A 21,536-nucleotide genomic window follows, 5' to 3' on the forward strand; every position below is an offset into this window, starting at 1 on the left:
ATGATCGAAATTAAACGCCTTTTTGATTTTCCCTACTTTCAATTAGAAAATCATCCTTTAGAAAAAGCCTTAGTAACCAAATTTAATGGTAAATGGGAACCTTTAAGCACTCAACAATATATAGATAAAGCAAATGCTGTAAGTAGAGGTTTACTGCACTTAGGAGTAAAACCTAACGATAAAATAGCGCTTATCTCCTCTAGCAATAGAACAGAGTGGAATGTTATGGATATTGGGATCTTACAATTGGGAGCCCAAAATGTACCAATTTATCCTACAATATCTCAGGAAGATTATGAGTATGTTTTAAATCACAGTGAAGCCACCTATTGTTTTGTTTCAGATAAAGAAGTGCTTGAGAAGGTTAATGCCATTAAGCATAATACCCAACTAAAAGAGGTTTATAGCTTCGATGACATTGAAGGTTGCAAAAATTGGACAGAAATTGTTGAACTAGGTAAAGATGAAAAAAGCCAGGATCAAGTAGAAGCACTTAAAGATGCTGTAAAAGAAGACGATCTTGCAACTTTAATTTATACTTCTGGTACTACAGGAAGACCTAAAGGAGTAATGCTATCTCATAGAAACATTGTGAGTGATGTATTAAATAGCGCAGAAAGAGTTCCTTTTGAAACCGGAAAATATGTGGCAGTAAGTTTTTTACCTATCTGTCATATTTTTGAGAGAATGATCTCTTATTTATACCAATATTATAGTGTTTCCATCTATTTTGCAGAATCCATAGAGAAAATAGGTGATAATTTAAAAGAAGTTCATCCACACGTAATCTCTGCTGTGCCACGAGTAATAGAGAAGGTGTACGACAAAATTATTGCTAAAGGGACCGCTTTAAGTGGGATCAAGCATAAATTATTTTATTGGGCGGTAGAATTAGGATTACAATACGAACCTTATGGCGCTAATGGATGGTGGTACGAAATGCAACTTAGCCTAGCTAGAAAACTCATCTTTTCTAAGTGGAAAGAAGGTTTAGGAGGAAATATAGAACTTATAGTTTCCGGTAGTGCAGCTTTACAGCCTAGATTAACTCGCGTTTTTGCAGCTGCAGAGATTCCAATTATGGAAGGTTATGGATTAACTGAAACATCACCGGTAATTTCAGTAAACGATGAACGTAACGGTGGATTTAAAGTTGGCACTGTTGGAAGGGTTATAAGCAATGTAGAGGTAAAGATTGCTGAAGATGGTGAAATCCTTACAAAGGGTCCTAACTTGATGATGGGTTACTATAAAGACAAAGAAAAAACAGATGAAGCAATAGATGCTGATGGCTGGTTCCATACCGGAGATATCGGGGAAATAGATGCTGATGGTTTCTTAAAAATCACCGATAGGAAAAAAGAAATGTTTAAAACCTCTGGTGGGAAATATGTAGCACCACAATTAATCGAAAATACTATGAAGCAATCTCGTTTTATCGAGCAGATCATGGTTATTGGAGAAGGAGAAAAAATGCCTGCCGCTTTTATTCAACCTAATTTTGAGTTTGTAGAAGATTGGGCAGCGCGAAAAAAATTGGATATTGGAAAAACCAACGAAGAGATCGTTAAAAATCCTGAAGTCATTAAACGAATTCAGGAAGAAGTAGATTTCTATAACGAAAAGTTCGGGGGTTGGGAAAAAATCAAGAAGTTCGAGCTTACACCGGAAGTTTGGAGTATTGAGAATGATCAGCTTACCCCTACTATGAAATTGAAAAGAAGAAATATTAAGGAAAGATATAAAGATCTTTACAATTCTATCTACGGAAGATAGAATTAGCACACATATCATTAAGTTATTGTTAAACTCTCCTCTTTTGGAGAGTTTTTTTATGTATATAGAGTAAATTTATATTGTTTATTAGATAATTGAAATATTTTCTCAATTTATTATGCGCGCATAATAAATTTTCATAACTTTGGATTTATTCTAAAAGCAACAATGAAGGAAAAAACTATCGATTATGTATTACGAGCAACCTGGATGGCTGTCTCAAAGATGTATAATGAAGAAGCAGGTAAAGCAGGAAGCACTATGGCTACAGGTTTTGCACTTCTAAGTATCGATCCCGAAAAAGGAACCCCTTCTACCTCGCTCGGCCCAAAAATGGGTATGGAAGCTACAAGCTTATCCCGCATATTAAAATCTATGGAAGAAAAAGGACTAATAATTCGTAAAAAAAATCCAGCGGATGGACGTAGCGTATTATTATACCTCACAGATTTTGGCAAAGAAATGAGAGATTTCTCCAAAGGAGTGGTTCTAAAGTTTGATGAAGCGGTTAAAGAAAACATAAGTGATGAAGATCTAAAGACTTTTATTAGAGTAGCAAATTCTATAACAGATTTAATTTCGAATAAGAAAATTTATAATCAGGAAATAAGGTTAAAATAAATATATCATAAGATTTTTTTTCAGGGATTGCCTGAATAATTTCTATTTAAAATTTACATATGAAAAGAAGAATAAATAAAGTTGCGATCGTCGGTTCCGGAATCATGGGAAGCGGAATTGCCTGTCATTTTGCAAATATTGGAGTTGAAGTACTATTATTAGACATAGTTCCTCGCGAACTTACAGATAAAGAAAAAAGTAAAGGTTTAACGCTTCAAGATAAAGTGGTTAGAAATAGGTTGGTAAACGATTCTTTACAAGCCTCCTTAAAATCTAAACCTTCACCTATATATAGCCAATCTTTCGCTAGTAGAATTAAAACCGGTAATCTGGAAGACGATATTGCTAAAGTTTCTGAAGTAGATTGGATTATCGAAGTTGTAGTAGAAAGACTGGACATTAAAAAGAAAGTCTTTGAACAATTGGACAATCATCGTAAAAAAGGAACTTTAATATCTTCTAATACCTCTGGAATTCCTATTAAATTAATGAGTGAAGGACGAAGTGAAGACTTCCAAAAACATTTCTGCGGAACTCATTTCTTTAATCCTGTACGTTACTTAAGATTATTCGAGATTATTCCTGGACCGGAAACTTCAGAAGAAGTGTTAGACTTTGTGAATGAATATGGAGAGAAATTCCTTGGAAAAAAATCTGTGGTAGCTAAAGACACTGCAGCATTTATAGGTAACCGAGTTGGGATCTTCAGCATTATGAGCCTTTTTCATATGGTAGATGAATTAGGAATGACCATTGAAGAAGTTGATAAATTAACAGGACCAGTTATAGGAAGGCCTAAATCTGCTACGTTTAGAACAGTAGATGTAGTTGGATTAGATACTTTAGTTCACGTTGCAAATGGACTACATCAAGGAGTTCCAAGTGACGAAAAACATGATCTTTTTGCATTACCAAACTTCATCGACTCTATGATGGAAAAGAAATGGTTAGGTAGTAAAAGCGGTCAAGGTTTTTATAAGAAAGTGAAAAATGAAGATGGAAGTAGTGAAATTCAGTCACTAGACCTCAAAACGCTGGAATATAGATCCTCCAAAAAGGCATCTTTTGCAACTTTAGAACTTACAAAATCTATAGAGAATGTTGAAGATAGATTTAAGGTATTAGTGGGTGGAAAAGATAAAGCAGGAGAATTTTATAGAAAGAATCTATCTGCGCTTTTTGCATATATCTCTAACAGAATTCCTGAAATTACCGATGAGCTTTACAAAATAGATGATGCCATGAAAGCCGGTTTCGGTTGGCAACATGGACCTTTCCAAATTTGGGATGCTGTAGGAGTGGAAAAAGGAATCGAGATGATGAAGGCTGAAGGTGAAGAACCTGCAGCCTGGGTAACAGAAATGTTAGCCTCCGGGAATAAGAGTTTTTACACTGTAAAAGAAGGAAACACTTTTTATTATAACATTCCTAAAAAGGAACAGGTAAAAGTTCTAGGACAAGATGCTTTTATTATTCTGGATAATATTAGAGAATCTAAAGAAGTATTTAAAAATACCGGAGTTGTAGTAGAAGATCTTGGCGATGGAATTCTAAATGTAGAATTTAGAAGTAAAATGAATTCTATAGGTGGTGATGTTTTGGACGGACTTAACAAAGCATTAGACATTGCTGAAAAAGAGTATCAAGGATTAGTAGTTGCAAATAACGGAGCAAATTTCTCTGTAGGTGCAAATATTGGAATGATCTTCATGATGGCTGTGGAACAGGAATATGACGAGCTTAATATGGCTATCAAATATTTCCAGGATACAATGATGAGAATGAGATATTCTTCAATTCCAACCGTAGCAGCTCCACATGCTATGACTTTGGGTGGAGGATGTGAACTTTCCCTTCATGCAGATAAAGTAGTTGCAGCTGCTGAAACTTATATTGGATTAGTAGAATTTGGTGTAGGTGTGATTCCAGGTGGTGGTGGCTCTAAGGAAATGACCTTAAGAGCTTCAGAAACCTACCACAAAGATGATGTAGAGTTAAACAGACTTAGAGAACACTTCTTAACAATTGCAATGGCGAAAGTATCTACTTCAGCATACGAAGCTTTCGATACGAATATCCTTCAGAAAGGTAAAGATACTGTTGTTGTAAATCCAGACAGACAGTTGGCTATTGCTAAGAAACATGCATTATTGATGGCTGAAACCGGATACACACAACCTATTCAGAGAACAGATATTAAAGTGCTTGGTAAACAAGCTTTAGGTACTTTTTATGTAGGTACAGATCAAATGTACGCAGGAAAATATATCAGCGAACACGACAAGAAGATAGCTAATAAGCTGGCCTATGTAATGGCTGGTGGAGATCTTTCTGCTGCTTCTTATGTAAGTGAACAATATTTATTGGATCTAGAACGTGAAGCTTTCCTTTCTCTTACAGGAGAGCGTAAGACTTTAGAGCGTTTAGAGCATATGATCAAAAAAGGGAAGCCACTTCGTAATTAGAAGTGAGTAATGAGATGTGAGATGTGAGATGTGAGAAATTTTAAAGCGAATGTATAAAATTGAAGATTTGAAAATTTGGAAGAAATCAATGGACTTGACTAAATCAGTGTATAAAATTTGTGGTGACTTACCTAGCGATGAAAGATTTGGACTTATTTCTCAGATAAAGAGATGTGCGGTTTCAATTCCTTCAAACATTGCTGAAGGTGCTGGAAGAAATTCTAATAAAGAATTCGCTCACTTTCTTTCTATTGCAAATGGTTCGTCTTATGAATTACAAACTCAACTGATGCTTTCTATGGAACTTCAATTAATTTCAGAAGAAAAAATAAAACCATTACTTGAAAATATTATTGAGATACAAAAAATGAATTACGGATTTCAAAAATCTTTATAAACTCTCAATACTAAGTACTAAAATCTAAAATCTATTTAAATGAAAACAGCATATATAGTAAAAGCATACAGAACAGCAGTAGGAAAAGCACCTCGTGGTTTATTCAGATTTAAAAGACCAGATGAATTGGCAGCGGAAACCATTCAATATATGATGGAGAAGCTTCCAACTTTTGATAAAGAAAGAATTGACGATGTTATTGTAGGAAATGCTATGCCTGAAGCAGAACAAGGATTAAATGTTGGTAGGTTGATCTCTTTAATGGGATTAGATACCGTAAAAGTTCCCGGAGTTACTGTAAATAGATATTGTGCTTCTGGAATAGAAACGATCGCAATGGCATCGGCCAAGATCCAAGCTGGAATGGCAGATTGTATTATTGCAGGTGGAGCAGAAAGCATGAGTTATATACCAATGGGTGGATACAAACCAGTTCCAGATTATAAATTAGCCGCAGCAGGTCATGAAGATTATTACTGGGGAATGGGACTTACTGCAGAGGCAGTCGCAAATGAATACAAAGTGAACAGAGAAGATCAAGATGAATTTGCCTTCAACTCACATCAAAAATCTTTAAAAGCTTTAGCTGAAGATAGATTTCAAGATCAAATTGTACCAATTACTGTAGATGAAACTTATGTTGATGAAAATGGTAAAAAACAAACTAGATCATACACTGTAAATAAAGATGAAGGACCTAGAGCAGATACCTCTAAAGAAGTATTAGCTAAGTTAAGACCTGTTTTTGCAGATGGCGGAAGCGTAACTGCAGGAAATTCTTCGCAGATGAGTGATGGTGCAGCATTTGCATTAATTATGAGTGAAGAGATGGTTAAAGAATTAAACTTAGAACCAATTGCACGCTTGGTAAGTTATACAGCAGTAGGACTTGAGCCAAGAATTATGGGAGTTGGTCCTATTACTGCAATTCCAAAAGCTTTAAAGCAAGCGGGACTTCAACAAAACGATTTGGAACTTATAGAGCTTAATGAAGCTTTTGCTTCTCAATCTTTGGCAGTTGTTAGAACCTTAGGATTAGATCCTGAAAGAGTAAATGTAAATGGTGGAGCAATTTCTATGGGACACCCGCTAGGTTGCACCGGTGCTAAATTATCTGTTCAATTATTTGATGAGATGCGTAAACGTGATCTTAAAAATAAGTACGGAATGGTAACTATGTGTGTAGGAACTGGACAAGGAGCCGCAGGAGTTTATGAATTCTTGAGTTAGAAATAAGTATTGAGATTTAAGAAATTAGATCTCAAACGAAACAACAAATAAAATAATCTATACTGTGAGATTCTCAATACTAACATCTCACTTCTTAATACTAAACAACAATGAGCACAGAAACAACAAATAAAGAATTACTTCGTGGAGGTCAATTTTTGGTAAAAGAAACATTAAGTGAAGATGTATTTACACCAGAAGACTTTTCCGAGGAGCAGAAAATGATGAAGGATTCGGTTAAAGAATTCGTAGATCGCGAGATCTGGCCGAAAAAGGAAGAATTCGAAAAAAAAGAATTATGCGCTTACAGAAGAGATTATGCGCAAAGCTGGAGAACTTGGCTTTCTAGGTATCTCCGTTCCAGAAGAGTATGATGGATTGGGAATGGGGTTTGTTTCTACCATGTTAGTATGTGATTATATTAGTGGAGCAACCGGATCTATTGCTACGGCCTTTGGTGCCCATACAGGAATTGGAACAATGCCAATTACCTTATATGGAACAGAAGAGCAAAAGAAAAAATATGTGCCTAAATTGGCTACAGGGGAATGGTTTGGAGCTTATTGCTTGACAGAACCTGGAGCTGGTAGTGATGCGAATTCCGGTAAAACAAAAGCTGTACTTTCTGATGATGGAAAAAGCTACAGCATTAGCGGACAAAAAATGTGGATTTCCAATGCGGGATTTGCAAAGGTTTTTATAGTTTTCGCTAGAATAGAAGACGATAAGAATATCACAGGTTTTATTGTTGAAAATGAGGAATCTAATGGAATCACTTTTGGAGAAGAAGAAAAGAAATTAGGAATTAACTCCTCCTCTACCCGTCAGGTTTTCTTTAACGAAACAAAAGTACCGGTAGAAAATATGCTTGCAGGACGTGGCGATGGATTTAAAATTGCCATGAATGCATTAAACGTTGGAAGAATTAAACTTGCTGCTGCCTGTTTGGATGCGCAAAGAAGAGTTACAGATCAAGCAGTGAAATATGCTAACGATAGAGTTCAATTTAATACTCCTATCGCTGAATTTGGAGCTATTAAATATAAATTGGCAGAAATGGCAACTTCAGCATACGTAGGAGAATCTGCTTCTTATCGCGCTGCTAAAAACATTGAAGATAGAATCAATAAAAGATTAGAAGAAGGAAATTCTCATGCAGAAGCAGAATTGAAAGGTGTGGAAGAATACGCTATAGAATGTTCTATTTTAAAAGTAGCTTGTTCAGAAGATATTCAGAATTGTAGTGATGAAGGAATCCAAGTATTTGGAGGAATGGGCTTCTCTGCAGATACCCCAATGGAGTCTGCTTGGAGAGATGCACGTATTTCCAGAATCTATGAAGGAACTAATGAGATAAACAGAATGTTAGCTGTTGGAATGCTTGTTAAGAAAGCAATGAAAGGCCATGTAGATCTACTAGGACCTGCAACCAAAGTGGGTGAAGAACTTACCGGAATTCCATCTTTCGATAAACCAGATTTTTCAGTTCTATTTGCTGAAGAAAAAGACCTTTTGAAAAGATTGAAGAAGGTGTTTTTAATGGTTGCCGGTAGTGCAGTTCAGAAATTTGGACCTAAATTAGAAGAACACCAGCAACTGCTTTTAGCTTCATCTGATATCCTAATTGAAATATACATGGCGGAATCTGCAATTTTACGTACAGAGAAAAATGTGAAGCGTTTTGGAGAAGAAACTCAGAAGGAACAAATTGCAATGTCTAAACTTTATTTATATCATGCAGTCGATATTATCAATCAAAAAGCTAAAGAAGGAATTGTATCTTTTGCTGAAGGCGATGAACAACGCATGATGTTAATGGGCCTCAAAAGGTTCACTAAATACGATAATCACCCAAATGTTGTTAAACTTAGAAACATTATCGCAGATAAATTAACTAAGGAAAACACATATTGTTATTAATTATACAATTTATTGAATTTTGTTTAAACCACCTTTTTTAAGGTGGTTTTTTAATTTTAACATTCTCCTAACATCCTATTATTATTGATATTTCAGCCCAAAACTTAATAAATGTGGAAAAGGTTAATAAAAATTTTGTCGTAAGATTAAGATTACATTAATAAAATTATATATTGTGCTTTTATAACCACTAAAACCTTTTAAATGAAAAAATTGATTATGGGAATGGCTGCAATAGCCCTACTATTCACTTCCTGTGAAAAAGACCAACCAGAAAACCAGAATGATCTTGCCCTACAAGAAGTAGATATGAGTGATTTCTATGTGCACACCGATTTTAATGACGAAGACGGAAAAGCTGCACAAAACGGGAAAAATTGTTATTCTATGAAAAACTTGAATCGTCTGTTAAAAGAAGATGACAAGCTTTATAGAAAAATGTATGATATTGAAAAGAACACAAGATCTATTCTCGCAAAACAAGCCAATACCGCTAAAGGTAAACCAGGATCTGGTGGTGGTGGAACTACTCCTCCTCCAACAGATAATTTAGGAATTATTACTATTCCTGTAGTTGTAACTGTTGTTTATAGTAATTCTCAAGAGAATATTTCTCAGGCACAAATCGACTCTCAAATGGCTGTTTTAAATGCAGATTTTAGAGCTCAAAACGCTGATGCTTCTAATACTCCTTCTGAGTTTGCAAGTTTAATAGCAGATTCTGAAGTTCAATTTACACTTGCAGGTGTACGTCGTTACAGCAATTCTACTTCTCAATGGGGAACAAATGATGCTGTAAAGTCACAGTATCCTCCTGTAACTCCAGAGACAACACTTAACATCTGGGTTTGTAATATAGGTGGTGGAATCTTAGGATACGCACAATTTCCAGGAGGTCCAGCTGCGACTGATGGGGTTGTTGTAGGACCTAACTACTTTGGTACAACAGGATATGTATCTGCTCCTTTCGATAAAGGTAGAACTATGACTCACGAAGTTGGACACTACTTAAACTTACGTCACATTTGGGGTGATGGAAGATGTAAGCAAGATGATTTCGTAGCTGATACTCCATCTTCTGATGGACCAAACTACGGTTGTCCTTCTTACCCAACTGTAAACTGTCGTTCTACAGATATGACAATGAACTACATGGATTATACAAATGATGCTTGTATGACTATGTTTTCTAATGGTCAGAAATCCCGTTTAAGAACTGTATTTGCTAGTGGTGGACCAAGAGCTGCGATGGCTCCGTAATTCTCACTTTATAATATTTAAAAGCCACCCAATTGGGTGGCTTTTTTTGTTAAAATCATTAGCAATTTCAATAAAACATTATATCAAACTTAACTAAAGAAAATCCTTTAAACTTCTAATTAGAAGTACTTTTACCATATCAAAATTTATAAAACCAATATTTAAAAAATCATAATTATGAAAGCAGGAAAGTTAATTACAGGATTAGTATCAGGAGCAGCCATTGGAGCAGCTATAGGTTTATTGTTTGCACCAAAAAAAGGAGCAGATACACGTAAATCGATTACTGACACTGGAGATAGCTATTTAAAAGGAGCTAAAGGAAAGATCTCTGATCTTTCGGACAGTTTAAACCAAAAAGTTGAAGCGATCAAAGAAAGATCTAAAGCTGCAACTAGTGGAAATAAAGTGGAAGAAAAATTTCATGATACTAAAGCAGATATTCATGATATGAGAGCTAGCTAGTCTAAACTCAAAATATTTTAAATTAACCCTCGGATTCTTTCCGAGGGTTTTTTATTTATTACAATTTTGGTTATCCTTTAAAATCATTCTAAAAAACATTTCTTACTTTAGAAAACTCTAATAAAAAATAAACAAATTAATGAAAGCTATTTTCTCCCCATTAAGCATATTTCTATGCGTTTTCACATTCCTTTCTTTCAATAAAACGAACGCTCAAGATACAGATGCTAAAATATACTCAATTATTGATTCGGTTTCTGCTGAAAGAATAGAAATGGATATTCGAAAATTGGCCGGTTTTGGAACTAGAAATACATTTAGCGATACCGTTTCTACAACTCGTGGAATTGGAGCTGCTAGACGCTGGATAAAATCTGAATTTAATAAAACCTCTCGAGGTTGTAATAATTGCTTAGATGTATTTTATCAAAAAGATTTGGTGACACCGGAAGACGGAAACCGCGTACCTAAAGAAGCATGGGTTGTTAATGTGGTGGCCATTCAAAAAGGAACAAGATATCCAAATAGATACATTGTCATGAGCGGAGATATAGATTCTCGTGCCAGCGACACTATGGATTTTGAAACCGATGCTCCAGGCGCTAACGATAATGCGAGTGGAATGGCCGGAACTATGGAAGCCGCCAGAGTACTATCTAAATATAAATTTGAAAACAGCATTATCTATGTTGGACTTTCTGGAGAAGAACAAGGCTTGTTTGGAGGAAAGGGATTAGTGCAATATGCAAAAAATAATAACTGGGAGATCATTGGAATTTTAAATAATGATATGATCGGGAATATTGAAGGAGTGGATGGAGTTATAGACAATAGAAGTTTTAGAATATTTTCTGAACCAGTGCCACCAACAGAAACAGAAAAAGAACGTAATGCAAGAAGATACTATGGCGGGGAAGTAGATGGGATTTCACGACAGCTTGCAAGATATATTCATGGTACCGTACAAACGTATATGCCGGAAATGAACCCAATGATGATCTATAGATTAGACAGATTTGGGCGTGGTGGCCACCACAGATCTTTTAATGACATGGGATACGCAGGAATTAGAATTATGGAAGCACATGAGAATTATAACAGGCAACATCAAGATATTAGAACCGAAAATGGCATTGAATATGGCGATGTAGTTGAAGGTGTGAACTTTAATTATGCCGCAAAGCTTACCGCTGTAAATGCCATCAATTTAGCAAGCTTAGCTTGGGCACCGCCAGCTCCAAGCAATGTGGCGATTGGAGGAATTGTTGAACCTTCCACAAAATTGCGTTGGGAACAAGTAGATGGGGATATCGCTGGATATAAAATCTACTGGAGAGATACCACTTCTCCCGTTTGGCAACACTCACGATTTGTTGGAAATGTGTCTGAATTTATGCTGGAGGGAATCGTGATAGATAATTACTTATTTGGAGTTGTTGCAGTTGGCAAAAATGGACACGAAAGTTTAGTTTCTTTTCCTTCTTCAACTTTTAGATAATTTATCTTTCAAATTGAATTCAGTTCAATAATATTTATATGAAAAAGCTACTATTTCTTTTCCTTTTAACCACTCAAGCACTACTAGCACAACAATCTGATAAATTGGAATTATTAGATATTTTCAACTTGGAGTATATTTCCGATCCACAAATATCTCCAGATGGAAAGCAAATAGTGTATGTTCGAAATTTTAAAGATGTTATGACCGATAAAAACCTATCCAATCTCTGGATAGTAAATTTTGATGGTACACAAAACAGACCTTTAACCACTGGAAATACTTCAGATAATTCTCCACAATGGTCTCCAGATGGTAAAAAATTGCTTTTCAAATCGAATATGGATGGCGAAATGCGATTATACTTAATGTGGTTAGATTCTAAACAATCTTTGGCTGTTTCTAATTCCAATGATCTACCGGGAGCTGTCTCCTGGTCACCGGACAGTAAGTTTATCGCCTTTTCAAAATTCGTGATTAAAGAGAATGCTTCACCACTAAAAATGCCTAAGAAACCGGAAGGCGCCAAATGGAATGAGGCTCCTAAGTATATTACAGATATGAATTACAGGGCAGATGGAGCCGGTTATTTAAAAAGTGGAAATACTCAATTATTTGTAGTTTCAATTGACGGGCATACTCCAAGACAACTTACGTTTACCGACTTTGATCATGGAGCACCAATCTGGGGTAAGGATGGAAAAAGTTTATTTTTTTCAGCGAATCTTGGAGAAGATCATGAATTAAATCCAATGAACTCCGAAATCCATAAGCTGAATATTGAGGATGGGACAATTACAACTTTAACGACTAGACAAGGGCCGGACAGCAATCCTAGCCTATCTGCAGATGGCAAGAAAATAGCATATTTAGGCTTCGATGATAGGTTACAGGGATATCAACTGAGCCAACTATATATCATGAATGCAGATGGTAGCGATAGTAGAAATATTTCAGAAAATTTTGACAGAGATATAAGCGATATTTCCTGGGATAAAAATGGTGATGGTCTTTATTTCCAATATAACGACAAAGGAAGTACAAAACTAGGGTATATTTCTACTGGTGGAAAAGTGAAAGAAGTAACCACTAATATGGGTGGACTTTCATTAGGAAGGCCTTACAACGCCGCCTCTTATAGTGTTGCCGAAAATGGAAATTACGCGTTTACCTCTGGGAAAAATGCTATGTTATCTGATCTTGGGGTTGGAAATAAAGGAAATGACAGAGTGCTTACAGATGTGAATAGCGATTTATTATCTTTTAAGAAGCTTGGGAAGGTAGAAGAAATTTGGTGGAAGTCTTCTGTAGATCAAAGAGATATTCAAGGCTGGATTGTAACTCCGCCAGATTTTAATCCGAATAAAAAATATCCATTAATTCTAGAGATCCACGGGGGTCCTTTTGCTAGTTATGGAAATGTTTTTTCAGCAGAAGTACAATTAATGGCTGCAGCAGGATATGTTGTTTTATACACTAATCCACGAGGAAGTACAGGCTATGGAGAAGAATTTGGAAATTTAATACATCATGATTATCCAAATAACGATTACCATGATTTGATGTCCGGAGTAGATGCTGTTCTCGAAAAAGGCTATGTAGATACTGATGATTTATTTGTTACCGGAGGTAGCGGAGGTGGTGTTCTAACAGCTTGGATAGTTGGGAAAACAGATAGATTTAAAGCTGCCGTAGTTGCTAAACCGGTTATAAACTGGACCAGTTTTGTATTATATGCAGATAATCCCGGATTCTTTGCTAAATATTGGTTTGGTAAAAAACCTTGGGAAGACCCAGAAAGTTATTTTAAAAGATCGCCTCTAAACTATGTGGCTAATATTACAACTCCAACGATGTTGCTTACCGGAGAGGAAGATTATAGAACTCCAATTGCAGAATCTGAGCAATTTTATTCTGCCTTAAAATTAGAAGGAGTAGAAACCGCAATGGTTAGAATTCCGGGATCGGGTCATGGAATAGCAAATAGACCTAGTAACCTAATTGCTAAAGTGGCAGCTATTTTATCTTGGTTTGAAAAGTATAAGGATAACTAAATTAAATAAACAATTAGAAAAGCTGCGAATAGGTATCCATTCTATTCGCAGCTTTATTTTTTAATCTATAAGCGAAAGCTGAATCCGTTTAAGGTCAAGATCTACTTCCAAAACAGTAACCATGAGATGCTGACCTAATTTCACAATAGAATTCACATCGCTTATATATTCGTTTGCCAATTTAGAAATATGGATAAGTCCACTTTCTTTAACTCCTATATCTACAAAACATCCAAAATTGGTGATGTTATTTACGATCCCGGGTAGTTTCATTCCTGTTCGTAGATCACTAATACTGCTTATATTTTCGTCGAATTGAAAAACCTTGATTTTACTTCGTGGATCTAAGCCCGGTTTTTCCAACTCCTTAATAATATCCTTTAATGTTGGAAGACCCAGATCTTCTTGAACATAATTCTCTAAAGGAACATTTTGAAGTACGGCCCTATTACCTATTATTTCGTTTATCGCCGTTCCCCTATCCTTTGCTATTTTATTGACCAACTCATAGCGTTCCGGGTGAACAGCAGAATCATCCAATGGATTTTTCGAATTTTTAATCCTCAAAAAACCGGCAGATTGCTCATAAGCCTTTGCTCCCAATCTTGGAACTTTTAGGAGTTCTTTTCTGCTTTTAATACTTCCATTTTCAGATCTATAGGAAATAATATTTTCGGCTAATACGGGTCCAATTCCGGAAACATAAGAAAGTAATTCTTTACTGGCAGAATTCACGTTGATTCCAATTCGGTTTACACAATTCATTACCACTAGATCCAACTTATTCTTTAACTTAGTTTGATCCACATCGTGTTGGTACTGCCCTACTCCAATAGATTTTGCATCAATTTTTACTAATTCTGCCAAAGGATCTATTAAGCGTCTTCCAATAGAAACTGCACCTCGTACGGTAATGTCATAATTAGGAAATTCATCTCTAGCGATTTTGGATGCCGAATAAATTGAAGCTCCGGCTTCATTCACCACATATACTTCCACCTCTTTATTAAATGGGACTTTCTTAATAAACTGCTCAGTTTCTCTGGATGCGGTTCCATTTCCTATAGAGATCGCTTCAATATTATAAGCATTCACCAGCGATCTTATCTTCTTTATGGCAAGGGTCATTTCTTTTTGAGGAGGATGCGGATAAATGGTTTCATTATGAAGCAACATGCCGTTTTCATCTAAACACACCAATTTACAACCAGATTTAAATCCGGGATCTAAGGCTAAGATCCTTTTATTTCCTAAAGGTGGAGCTAATAAAAGTTGCTCGAGATTTTCAGCAAAGACTTGAATAGCATCTTCATCTGCTTTATTTTTTGCTTCAGATAAAACTTCATTAGAGAAAGAAGGCTTTAAAAGTCGTTTATAAGAATCTTCTATAGCATCGATTATATACATGGATGCTGAAGTGTTTTTAACATGAAGCACATTATTTATCAATCTTAAAGCTTCCTTCATATCAATCTCCAATTTTACTTTTAATATCCCTTCACTTTCGGCTCTAAGAATGGCTAGCAATCTATGGGATGGAATTCTTTTTAATGGTTCGCTCCAGTCGAAATACTGCTTATATTTTTGGGCAGATGGAGCATCTTTTTCAGATTTAACTAATTTGGAAGCAATCTCTGCACTATTCTGAAATAATCTCCTAAGCTTTTGTCGTACAATTGTATTCTCACTAATCCACTCGGCAATTATATGTTGAGATCTTTCTAATGCATCAGCAGTAGCTTTTATCTCTTTTGATAAAAATCGTTTTGCTACTTGCTCTAAATTATCGCCATTCTGAGACATCATAATTTTAGCTAATGGCTCCAAACCGGCTTCCCTTGCTGCTTCCGCTTTTGTTCTTCGTTTCTTTTTATAGGGCAGATAAAGATCTTCCAACTCCACCATGGAATCTGATTTCTGAATCTTGGCCAATAAAGAATCGGTTAGTGCTTCCTGATCTTCAATAGACTTAATAATAGATTTTTTCCGCTTTTCTAAATCATCGTAAGATTTCAATAAATCTGAAATCTTTTCGATCTCCACTTCATCTAAATTTCCAGTAGCCTCTTTTCGATATCTGGCTATAAAAGGGATGGTAGCATCTTCTTTTAATAGAGAAAGTGTATTCAAAATTGATCTTTCAGGAACTGCTATTTTAGCCTTTATATATGGTAATAACTCCAAGTGTTGTATTTTAAGTGGTGAAAACAAAGATACCGGGATTCTATTTTCTTTCGTAGAATTGATTTGAAATATTTCCCGAGATTTAGATGATATTTATTTTTTTGGAATGCTCAATTGCTTTTTCACTATGTATGAAGTAGCAAGTACTTACTCCCATTTCTTTGATGTTAGCTAAAATCGTGGTAACAGTTTCCTCTTTTACCTTTTTCGTCTTTCTAATATAAACCGCCTTCACATTTAAAGGGAATATTTTACAAATGCGCTCGTAGATATATGGGTCTTTCTGGGAATCGTCCCCAATAAGTACATATTTTAAGTTTGGATAGAACGAGATGATATCTTTTATTTTTTCGAATTTATGATCGTGCCCGCCGCGACCTGTCATTAAGAAATCTGAAATCCCAGTTTTAATTTTCTTCAATTTTATAACCGCTTTCGGCAGCTCATGTTTTTTAGCAAATTCATTTATAAAATCGTATAAATTCCATTCGCTACTAGATACATAAAAGAAGGAATTAAAAGCAAGTTCATTTTCCTGTCCATAAGAACTTAGGGCTCTATAATGTGGGGCTACATCTTCAAAAATTTTCCTTTTATTTATATTTTTAAGCAACATCACATAAAGCTTCTTAAAAAAAACTACCGCTATAAGAAATAAGAAAGGTATCATCAATATCAGAAATGATTCCATATTTACTCTCAAAAGGCTTCAAAACCTCTCCTGTATCCACGATACCGAACTTATTAAATTGACAGGAAACCTGATATTCATGCCAACCACTTTTTAGTTCTTGATTAAAAGGAATATTGAATCTAAAATATCCATCTTCCAAGGTTTTAGTATGCACTTGCAAACCTTTAAATTCTAATGTCACCAGAATATTAGCAACAGGTTTTATGTTGAACATGTGCATGATAGACACCGCATGTTTAATTCCGCGCCTATCTATTCTGTATTTATCTGGAGCCCAGGATTTAAAAATGTGGCCAAAAACAACCAGTTCTTGATCGTTTAAATATCCACGATATAATTTTAGATCGATTTTTGTCAATTGAGATTTTATTAACGAGAGATTCCTTCCAAAATAGCTAATTTTAGCAACAATATACTGTACATGGAATCAAATAATCAAATTTTACTAGTTGTTAATCCAATATCTGAACTTTTGATAAAAGAAATCTTATCGAAACCGTTGAAACAGAACTAGCTAAAAAAAAATATAAAACTTCAGGTTTATGAAACTCAGGGAGAAAAAGATGAAAATACGATTCAAAATTTAATTAAAACACATCATCCAGAGCGTATCTTAGTAGCTGGCGGCGATGGCACGATCCAACTTGTCGCAAAAGTTCTTAAAGATTTCGATCTTACTCTTGGTATTTTACCAGCAGGTTCGGCCAATGGTTTTGCAATTAACCTTGATATTCCGGACAATCTTAAAGACCAAATTGAAGTTGCCACTGGGGCTACAACATTCGCCGTTGATACCTTAGAGTTAAATGGAGAAATGTGTTTACACATATCGGATCTTGGGATAAATGCAGAGCTTATAAGACACTACGAACATTCGAATTTTAGGGGGATGTTTGGGTATTTCCTGCAATCGTTTCCTACATTATTTAAATCTAATTATCCTTACAAATTTACAATTGAAGCCAAGGAACATAGATATGTAAAAAAAGGAGTGCTTTTGGCTATCGCAAATGCAAATAAATTCGGCACCGGTGCAAATGTAAATCCTGACGGAAAATTAAATGATGGAAAATTTGAAGTGCTTATCTTTAAAAGAATAAGTCTGTTTCATATTATAAAGACCTTATTTAAAAATGCTGAAATGGATTCCAATTTTGTAGAGGCCATTTCTATAGAGGAAGCTATAATTACTTGTGAAAAACCTATCGCTTTTCAGATTGATGGAGAGTTTATAGGAAAAAGAAAAAAGGTAGAGGTAAAAGTAGCCGATAAGAGACTGAGAATTGCAGTACCGAAGGATTTTGTTCCGGCTTATAACTAAGGAATACATTTATTTGCACATTTCGAGTTCTTTGGATTTAAGCGTTAGTAATAATTGAAGAAATAGACTTATTTTGAAAACACATTAAACTCAAAGAACACAATGAGCACATTAAAAATTACATTCAAGAATAAAGAGGGCTTCGATTTAAAAGGAAGTATAGAATTACCTGAGAATAGAACTCCGCATAACTTTGTATTGTTCGCTCATTGTTTTACATGCAATAAGAACTTTTTAGCGGTAAAAAATATAAGTAAAGCTTTAACAGCAAAGGGTTTCGGAGTTTTACGCTTCGATTTCACAGGTTTAGGTGAAAGTGAAGGAGAATTTGCAGATTCCAATTTTTCAGGAAATGTGGAAGATCTGATTTCCGCGGCTGCTTATTTAGAAGAAAATTACAAAGCGCCTTCCTTACTTGTAGGTCATTCCCTTGGTGGTGCCGCTGTATTATTTGCTTCAAAATTACTGCAATCGGTTACTGCGGTTGCAACCATCGGTGCTCCTTCTCATATAGGTCATGTAAAACACTTACTAAAAGACAATCTGGATGCAATTCAGGAAAAAGGCGCTTCTGCAGTGAATATAGGAGGACGAAATTTCAACATAAAAAAGCAGTTTTTGGAGGATTTAGAAAATAAAAATCTTCAAGAAATAATTCCAGAATTAAATAAATCTTTATTGATTTTGCATTCCCCACAAGATACTATTGTGGGTGTTAAAAATGCTGAAGAGATTTATGTAGCTGCAAAACATCCTAAAAGTTTCATTTCTTTAGACGGTGCAGATCATTTATTGTCTAACAAAAAGGATTCTAACTATGCCGGCGATATTATAGGGAGCTGGGCTTATAGATATCTTGATATTCCGGAGCAAAAGGAATTGAAAACAAATTTAGATGTCGTTGCACATTTAGGTCCGGAGGGTTTTACTACGCAGATAAAAGCAGGTAGGCACAATCTAATAGCCGATGAACCCGAGCATTTTGGAGGAAATGATTTTGGTCCTAATCCTTACGAATTTGTTTCGGCCGGCTTAGCCGCATGTACCTCTATGACTATCCAAATGTATGCAAAGCGTAAAGGTTGGGTTGTAGATTCTGTAGATACGCAAGTTAACTATGGAAAAGAATACTCTTTAGATTGTGAAAAGTGTGAAGAGGAGGGTACAAAAATCGACACATTTAATAGAGAGCTTATAATTAAAGGAGATTTAGATGAGAAGCAACGCAAAAGATTATTAGAGATTGCTAATAAATGTCCAGTTCATAAAACACTACATTCAGAAACCCAAATAATTACAAAATTAGTAGATGCTAAATAAGCAACGAAAGACCCTGCTTTACTAATTACATATCTTTGTTAAGCAATCCTTAAATCTTTGGAGGTTCCTTATTATACAAGTACTTTAGATGAGTTCAATGTAAAACCAATCTATATAAATTATGAAACGTATTAGTTTAACACTTTTATTCTGTGCATCCCTTTTGATTATTGGATGTAAAAATGACAAAAAAAGAAAAAGACGAAAATAAATCTTCTGACACTGAAATGACTCCGGAGAAAGAAGTTGAAGTTAAAAAAGTAAAGATTACTTTGGAACCAAAAAGTGATAGTAAACTATCCGGGAATGTTGTTTTCACTCAGGAAAATGGGGAAGTAACTATGACGGCCATTATAGATGGATTAGCTGAAGGAATGCATGCAATACATATCCACGAAAGTGCAGATTGTTCTGCAAAGGATGGGTCTTCTGCAGGAGGACACTGGAACCCAACTTTCGAACAACATGGAAAATGGGGTAATGCATCAGGATATCACAGAGGAGACATAGGAAATTTCAAAGTAGATGGCAACGGAAATGGTACTATTACAATGACTACAGATAAATGGTGTATTGACTGTGATGATGACACTAAGAATATTATCGGAAAAGCAGTTATAGTTCATGACGGCGTAGACGATTTCACCTCTCAACCATCTGGGGCTGCAGGAACTAGAGTTGGATGTGGTACTATTAAGATGTAATACTTTTTTGAGGATATTTTAATAAAAGCAACCTTAGGGTTGCTTTTTCTATTTTATAGAGAATTATTTTTATATTTTTAAGCATAATTTCAATCCTATGCAACAAGATAAGTTAATTGAAGAGCTTCAAGCTGGTAACCAAAAAGCTTTTGAGCGCATTTATGAACTTTATTCCCACAGTACTTACGGTATTATATATAGTATAATAAAAGACACCTCAATTTCAGAAGAAGTAATGCAGGATGTGTTTATTAAAATCTGGAATAATGCTTCGAGCTATAATTCCGATAAAGGCCGGTTTTTTACCTGGATTCTTAATATTGCAAGGAATGCTTCCATAGATAAAATTCGATCTAAAGATTTTAAAAACAAAAAGTTAAACCTTAAGAGCGATAATTTCGTAGATATATTGGAGTCTAAAACGAACTTCTTTGGAAAAATTGATGCTATTGGCTTACAAAAATACATCGATACTCTAGGGGCTACTTGTAAAGGCTTAATAGACTTGTTGTTTTTTAAAGGTTATACTCAAAAGGAAACCGCAGAAGAACTTCAAATGCCCCTGGGAACAGTAAAGACAAAGAACAGGGTTTGTATAGATAAATTACGATCTAAAGTATTACGATAATGGATATTAATAATTATGTATCATCTGGTATTCTTGAACTATATGTTTATGGTGCACTTTCAGAAACTGAAAGCAGAGAAGTTACCCGAATTTTAAAACAATACCCCGAAGTTGAATCTGAAGTAGATGAAATTGAAAATGTTCTTATTCAATTATCCGCTGCCGTCGCACCTGCAGATACCGAGAGGTTAATTAAGACTATTAAACAAAAACTTTCCCATAATCCAAAAGTGGTAACAATGGAAAGTCGCAAATCTAATATTCCAATGTATATTGGATGGGCTGCTAGTTTGGTTTTCCTTATCGGATTATTTTTAATGTTTAATAAAAATCAAGAGCTAAGACAAGATTTACAGGCACTGCAAGGAGAAAAAGCTCAAATGGAAACGCAGATTGCTGAAGCCAGAACAGATGCCGATAAATCTAAAGAGTTATTATCTATAATTAGAGATAAGGATATTATAAAAGTGCCTTTAGCGGGTCAAGCCGTTGCGCCAGACGCTTACGCAGCTGCATATTGGGATAAGAATACAAATACTACTTATATAGATGTAAAAGACCTACCGGAACCTCCAAGAGGCATGGTATATCAAGTATGGTCTCTACAACTGGAGCCATTAACGCCAACGAGTATCGGAATTTTAGATACATATGAAGAAGATGAAAACAAGATATTCGCTTTGGAGAACATCAATCCTTCTGAAGCCTTTGGTATTACATTAGAACCAGCTGGCGGTAGCGAAACACCAACAATGGAACAATTATATACTTTAGGAGTTGTTTCGTCTTAGAGATTAAGTTTTTAATACATAAAAAAAATCACCTTTAAAGTCACAGTGTATCGTGAATTTAAAGGTGATTTTCTTTTGAACAATTATTAAAAAACCTCATAAAATGCGAAGAGTCTGCTTCATTTAGAAACAAACTCTTCACTAACCAACCAAAAAAATCGTAGACAATTATTTTAAGAACAGAATTTAAAATGCAGTAGGCTTATCA

At 35.2% G+C, this 21,536-nt stretch carries 17 protein-coding genes and 2 pseudogenes; 16 read left to right on the top strand and 3 right to left on the bottom strand.

Going from position 1 to position 21,536, the window contains the following annotated elements:
• The 10 genes and pseudogenes from ON07_RS02470 to ON07_RS02515 all read left to right on the top strand — a co-directional run bounded on the left by ON07_RS02470 (window position 1) and on the right by ON07_RS02515 (window position 13,686).
• A complete protein-coding gene (locus ON07_RS02470; RefSeq protein ID WP_010227922.1) occupies window positions 1-1,776 on the top strand; it encodes an AMP-dependent synthetase/ligase in 1,776 nt (591 codons plus the stop codon).
• Between the two features lie 168 nt (window positions 1,777-1,944).
• Window positions 1,945-2,397 carry a MarR family winged helix-turn-helix transcriptional regulator gene (locus ON07_RS02475; protein ID WP_010227924.1) on the top strand — a complete coding sequence of 151 codons (453 nt, stop codon included), beginning with the start codon at window positions 1,945-1,947 and terminating at the stop codon, window positions 2,395-2,397.
• Window positions 2,398-2,456: 59 nt separating this feature from the next.
• Window positions 2,457-4,862: a 3-hydroxyacyl-CoA dehydrogenase/enoyl-CoA hydratase family protein gene (locus ON07_RS02480; RefSeq protein ID WP_010227925.1), complete on the top strand. Its 2,406-nt coding sequence runs from the start codon at window positions 2,457-2,459 to the stop codon at window positions 4,860-4,862.
• 49 nt (window positions 4,863-4,911) lie between these two features.
• Window positions 4,912-5,259 (top strand): four helix bundle protein, encoded by a 348-nt coding sequence (locus ON07_RS02485; protein WP_010227927.1) that lies wholly within the window; start codon window positions 4,912-4,914, stop codon window positions 5,257-5,259.
• Between the two features lie 39 nt (window positions 5,260-5,298).
• Window positions 5,299-6,489 carry an acetyl-CoA C-acyltransferase gene (locus tag ON07_RS02490; protein ID WP_010227929.1) on the top strand — a complete coding sequence of 397 codons (1,191 nt, stop codon included), beginning with the start codon at window positions 5,299-5,301 and terminating at the stop codon, window positions 6,487-6,489.
• A 110-nt stretch (window positions 6,490-6,599) separates the two neighbouring features.
• Window positions 6,600-8,409, top strand: a pseudogene (locus tag ON07_RS14265) (acyl-CoA dehydrogenase family protein).
• 204 nt (window positions 8,410-8,613) lie between these two features.
• On the top strand, window positions 8,614-9,669 hold the full coding sequence (locus ON07_RS02500; RefSeq protein WP_010227931.1) for a zinc metalloprotease: 1,056 nt from the start codon (window positions 8,614-8,616) through the stop codon (window positions 9,667-9,669).
• Window positions 9,670-9,846: 177 nt separating this feature from the next.
• Entirely contained in the window at window positions 9,847-10,134 is a 288-nt protein-coding gene (locus tag ON07_RS02505) for a YtxH domain-containing protein (RefSeq protein WP_010227933.1), read from the top strand.
• A 139-nt stretch (window positions 10,135-10,273) separates the two neighbouring features.
• On the top strand, window positions 10,274-11,632 hold the full coding sequence (locus ON07_RS02510) for a M28 family metallopeptidase (RefSeq protein ID WP_010227936.1): 1,359 nt from the start codon (window positions 10,274-10,276) through the stop codon (window positions 11,630-11,632).
• A gap of 38 nt (window positions 11,633-11,670) precedes the next feature.
• A complete protein-coding gene (locus ON07_RS02515) occupies window positions 11,671-13,686 on the top strand; it encodes a S9 family peptidase (protein ID WP_010227937.1) in 2,016 nt (671 codons plus the stop codon).
• Between the two features lie 60 nt (window positions 13,687-13,746).
• Here ON07_RS02515 and ON07_RS02520 read toward each other — a convergent pair whose 3' ends face one another.
• The 3 genes from ON07_RS02520 to ON07_RS17615 all read right to left on the bottom strand — a co-directional run bounded on the left by ON07_RS02520 (window position 13,747) and on the right by ON07_RS17615 (window position 16,922).
• Complete coding sequence (locus tag ON07_RS02520) at window positions 13,747-15,870, bottom strand: Tex family protein (protein ID WP_010227939.1); 2,124 nt, start codon at window positions 15,868-15,870, stop codon at window positions 13,747-13,749.
• A gap of 82 nt (window positions 15,871-15,952) precedes the next feature.
• Window positions 15,953-16,486, bottom strand: coding sequence for an App1 family protein (locus ON07_RS17610; RefSeq protein WP_316928066.1), 534 nt, complete (start codon window positions 16,484-16,486; stop codon window positions 15,953-15,955).
• Window positions 16,487-16,499: 13 nt separating this feature from the next.
• Window positions 16,500-16,922, bottom strand: a complete 423-nt coding sequence (locus tag ON07_RS17615) for a hypothetical protein (protein ID WP_316928067.1) — start codon at window positions 16,920-16,922, stop codon at window positions 16,500-16,502.
• Between the two features lie 168 nt (window positions 16,923-17,090).
• Here ON07_RS17615 and ON07_RS17365 point away from each other — a divergent pair.
• From ON07_RS17365 to ON07_RS02550, 6 genes and pseudogenes are all read left to right on the top strand, one after another.
• Window positions 17,091-17,351 (top strand): annotated as a pseudogene (locus ON07_RS17365) (diacylglycerol/lipid kinase family protein); the annotation flags it as partial.
• Window positions 17,352-17,378: 27 nt separating this feature from the next.
• Window positions 17,379-17,885 carry a diacylglycerol/lipid kinase family protein gene (locus tag ON07_RS16900; RefSeq protein WP_237708837.1) on the top strand — a complete coding sequence of 169 codons (507 nt, stop codon included), beginning with the start codon at window positions 17,379-17,381 and terminating at the stop codon, window positions 17,883-17,885.
• Between the two features lie 102 nt (window positions 17,886-17,987).
• Window positions 17,988-19,205, top strand: coding sequence for a bifunctional alpha/beta hydrolase/OsmC family protein (locus ON07_RS02535; RefSeq protein ID WP_010227941.1), 1,218 nt, complete (start codon window positions 17,988-17,990; stop codon window positions 19,203-19,205).
• A 182-nt stretch (window positions 19,206-19,387) separates the two neighbouring features.
• Window positions 19,388-19,909: a superoxide dismutase family protein gene (locus ON07_RS02540; protein ID WP_237708838.1), complete on the top strand. Its 522-nt coding sequence runs from the start codon at window positions 19,388-19,390 to the stop codon at window positions 19,907-19,909.
• Between the two features lie 97 nt (window positions 19,910-20,006).
• Complete coding sequence (locus ON07_RS02545; RefSeq protein ID WP_010227943.1) at window positions 20,007-20,537, top strand: RNA polymerase sigma factor; 531 nt, start codon at window positions 20,007-20,009, stop codon at window positions 20,535-20,537.
• Window positions 20,537-21,328, top strand: a complete 792-nt coding sequence (locus tag ON07_RS02550) for an anti-sigma factor (protein WP_010227944.1) — start codon at window positions 20,537-20,539, stop codon at window positions 21,326-21,328. The genes ON07_RS02545 and ON07_RS02550 overlap by 1 nt, the downstream gene beginning before the upstream one ends.
• Window positions 21,329-21,536 lie beyond the last annotated feature (208 nt).

The organism is Gillisia marina (genome assembly GCF_000258765.1).
Taxonomy (GTDB): domain Bacteria; phylum Bacteroidota; class Bacteroidia; order Flavobacteriales; family Flavobacteriaceae; genus Gillisia; species Gillisia marina.

Bases quoted from the DNA above. Each gene is read 5' to 3' on its own strand.
- ON07_RS02470 (WP_010227922.1), top strand. From the start codon at position 1: ATGATCGAAATTAAACGCCTTTTTGATTTTCCCTACTTTCAATTAGAA.
- ON07_RS02475 (WP_010227924.1), top strand. From the start codon at position 1,945: ATGAAGGAAAAAACTATCGATTATGTATTACGAGCAACCTGGATGGCT.
- ON07_RS02480 (WP_010227925.1), top strand. From the start codon at position 2,457: ATGAAAAGAAGAATAAATAAAGTTGCGATCGTCGGTTCCGGAATCATG.
- ON07_RS02485 (WP_010227927.1), top strand. From the start codon at position 4,912: ATGTATAAAATTGAAGATTTGAAAATTTGGAAGAAATCAATGGACTTG.
- ON07_RS02490 (WP_010227929.1), top strand. From the start codon at position 5,299: ATGAAAACAGCATATATAGTAAAAGCATACAGAACAGCAGTAGGAAAA.
- ON07_RS02500 (WP_010227931.1), top strand. From the start codon at position 8,614: ATGAAAAAATTGATTATGGGAATGGCTGCAATAGCCCTACTATTCACT.
- ON07_RS02505 (WP_010227933.1), top strand. From the start codon at position 9,847: ATGAAAGCAGGAAAGTTAATTACAGGATTAGTATCAGGAGCAGCCATT.
- ON07_RS02510 (WP_010227936.1), top strand. From the start codon at position 10,274: ATGAAAGCTATTTTCTCCCCATTAAGCATATTTCTATGCGTTTTCACA.
- ON07_RS02515 (WP_010227937.1), top strand. From the start codon at position 11,671: ATGAAAAAGCTACTATTTCTTTTCCTTTTAACCACTCAAGCACTACTA.
- ON07_RS17610 (WP_316928066.1), bottom strand. From the start codon at position 16,486: ATGTTGCTTAAAAATATAAATAAAAGGAAAATTTTTGAAGATGTAGCC.
- ON07_RS16900 (WP_237708837.1), top strand. From the start codon at position 17,379: ATGTGTTTACACATATCGGATCTTGGGATAAATGCAGAGCTTATAAGA.
- ON07_RS02535 (WP_010227941.1), top strand. From the start codon at position 17,988: ATGAGCACATTAAAAATTACATTCAAGAATAAAGAGGGCTTCGATTTA.
- ON07_RS02540 (WP_237708838.1), top strand. From the start codon at position 19,388: ATGACAAAAAAAGAAAAAGACGAAAATAAATCTTCTGACACTGAAATG.
- ON07_RS02545 (WP_010227943.1), top strand. From the start codon at position 20,007: ATGCAACAAGATAAGTTAATTGAAGAGCTTCAAGCTGGTAACCAAAAA.
- ON07_RS02550 (WP_010227944.1), top strand. From the start codon at position 20,537: ATGGATATTAATAATTATGTATCATCTGGTATTCTTGAACTATATGTT.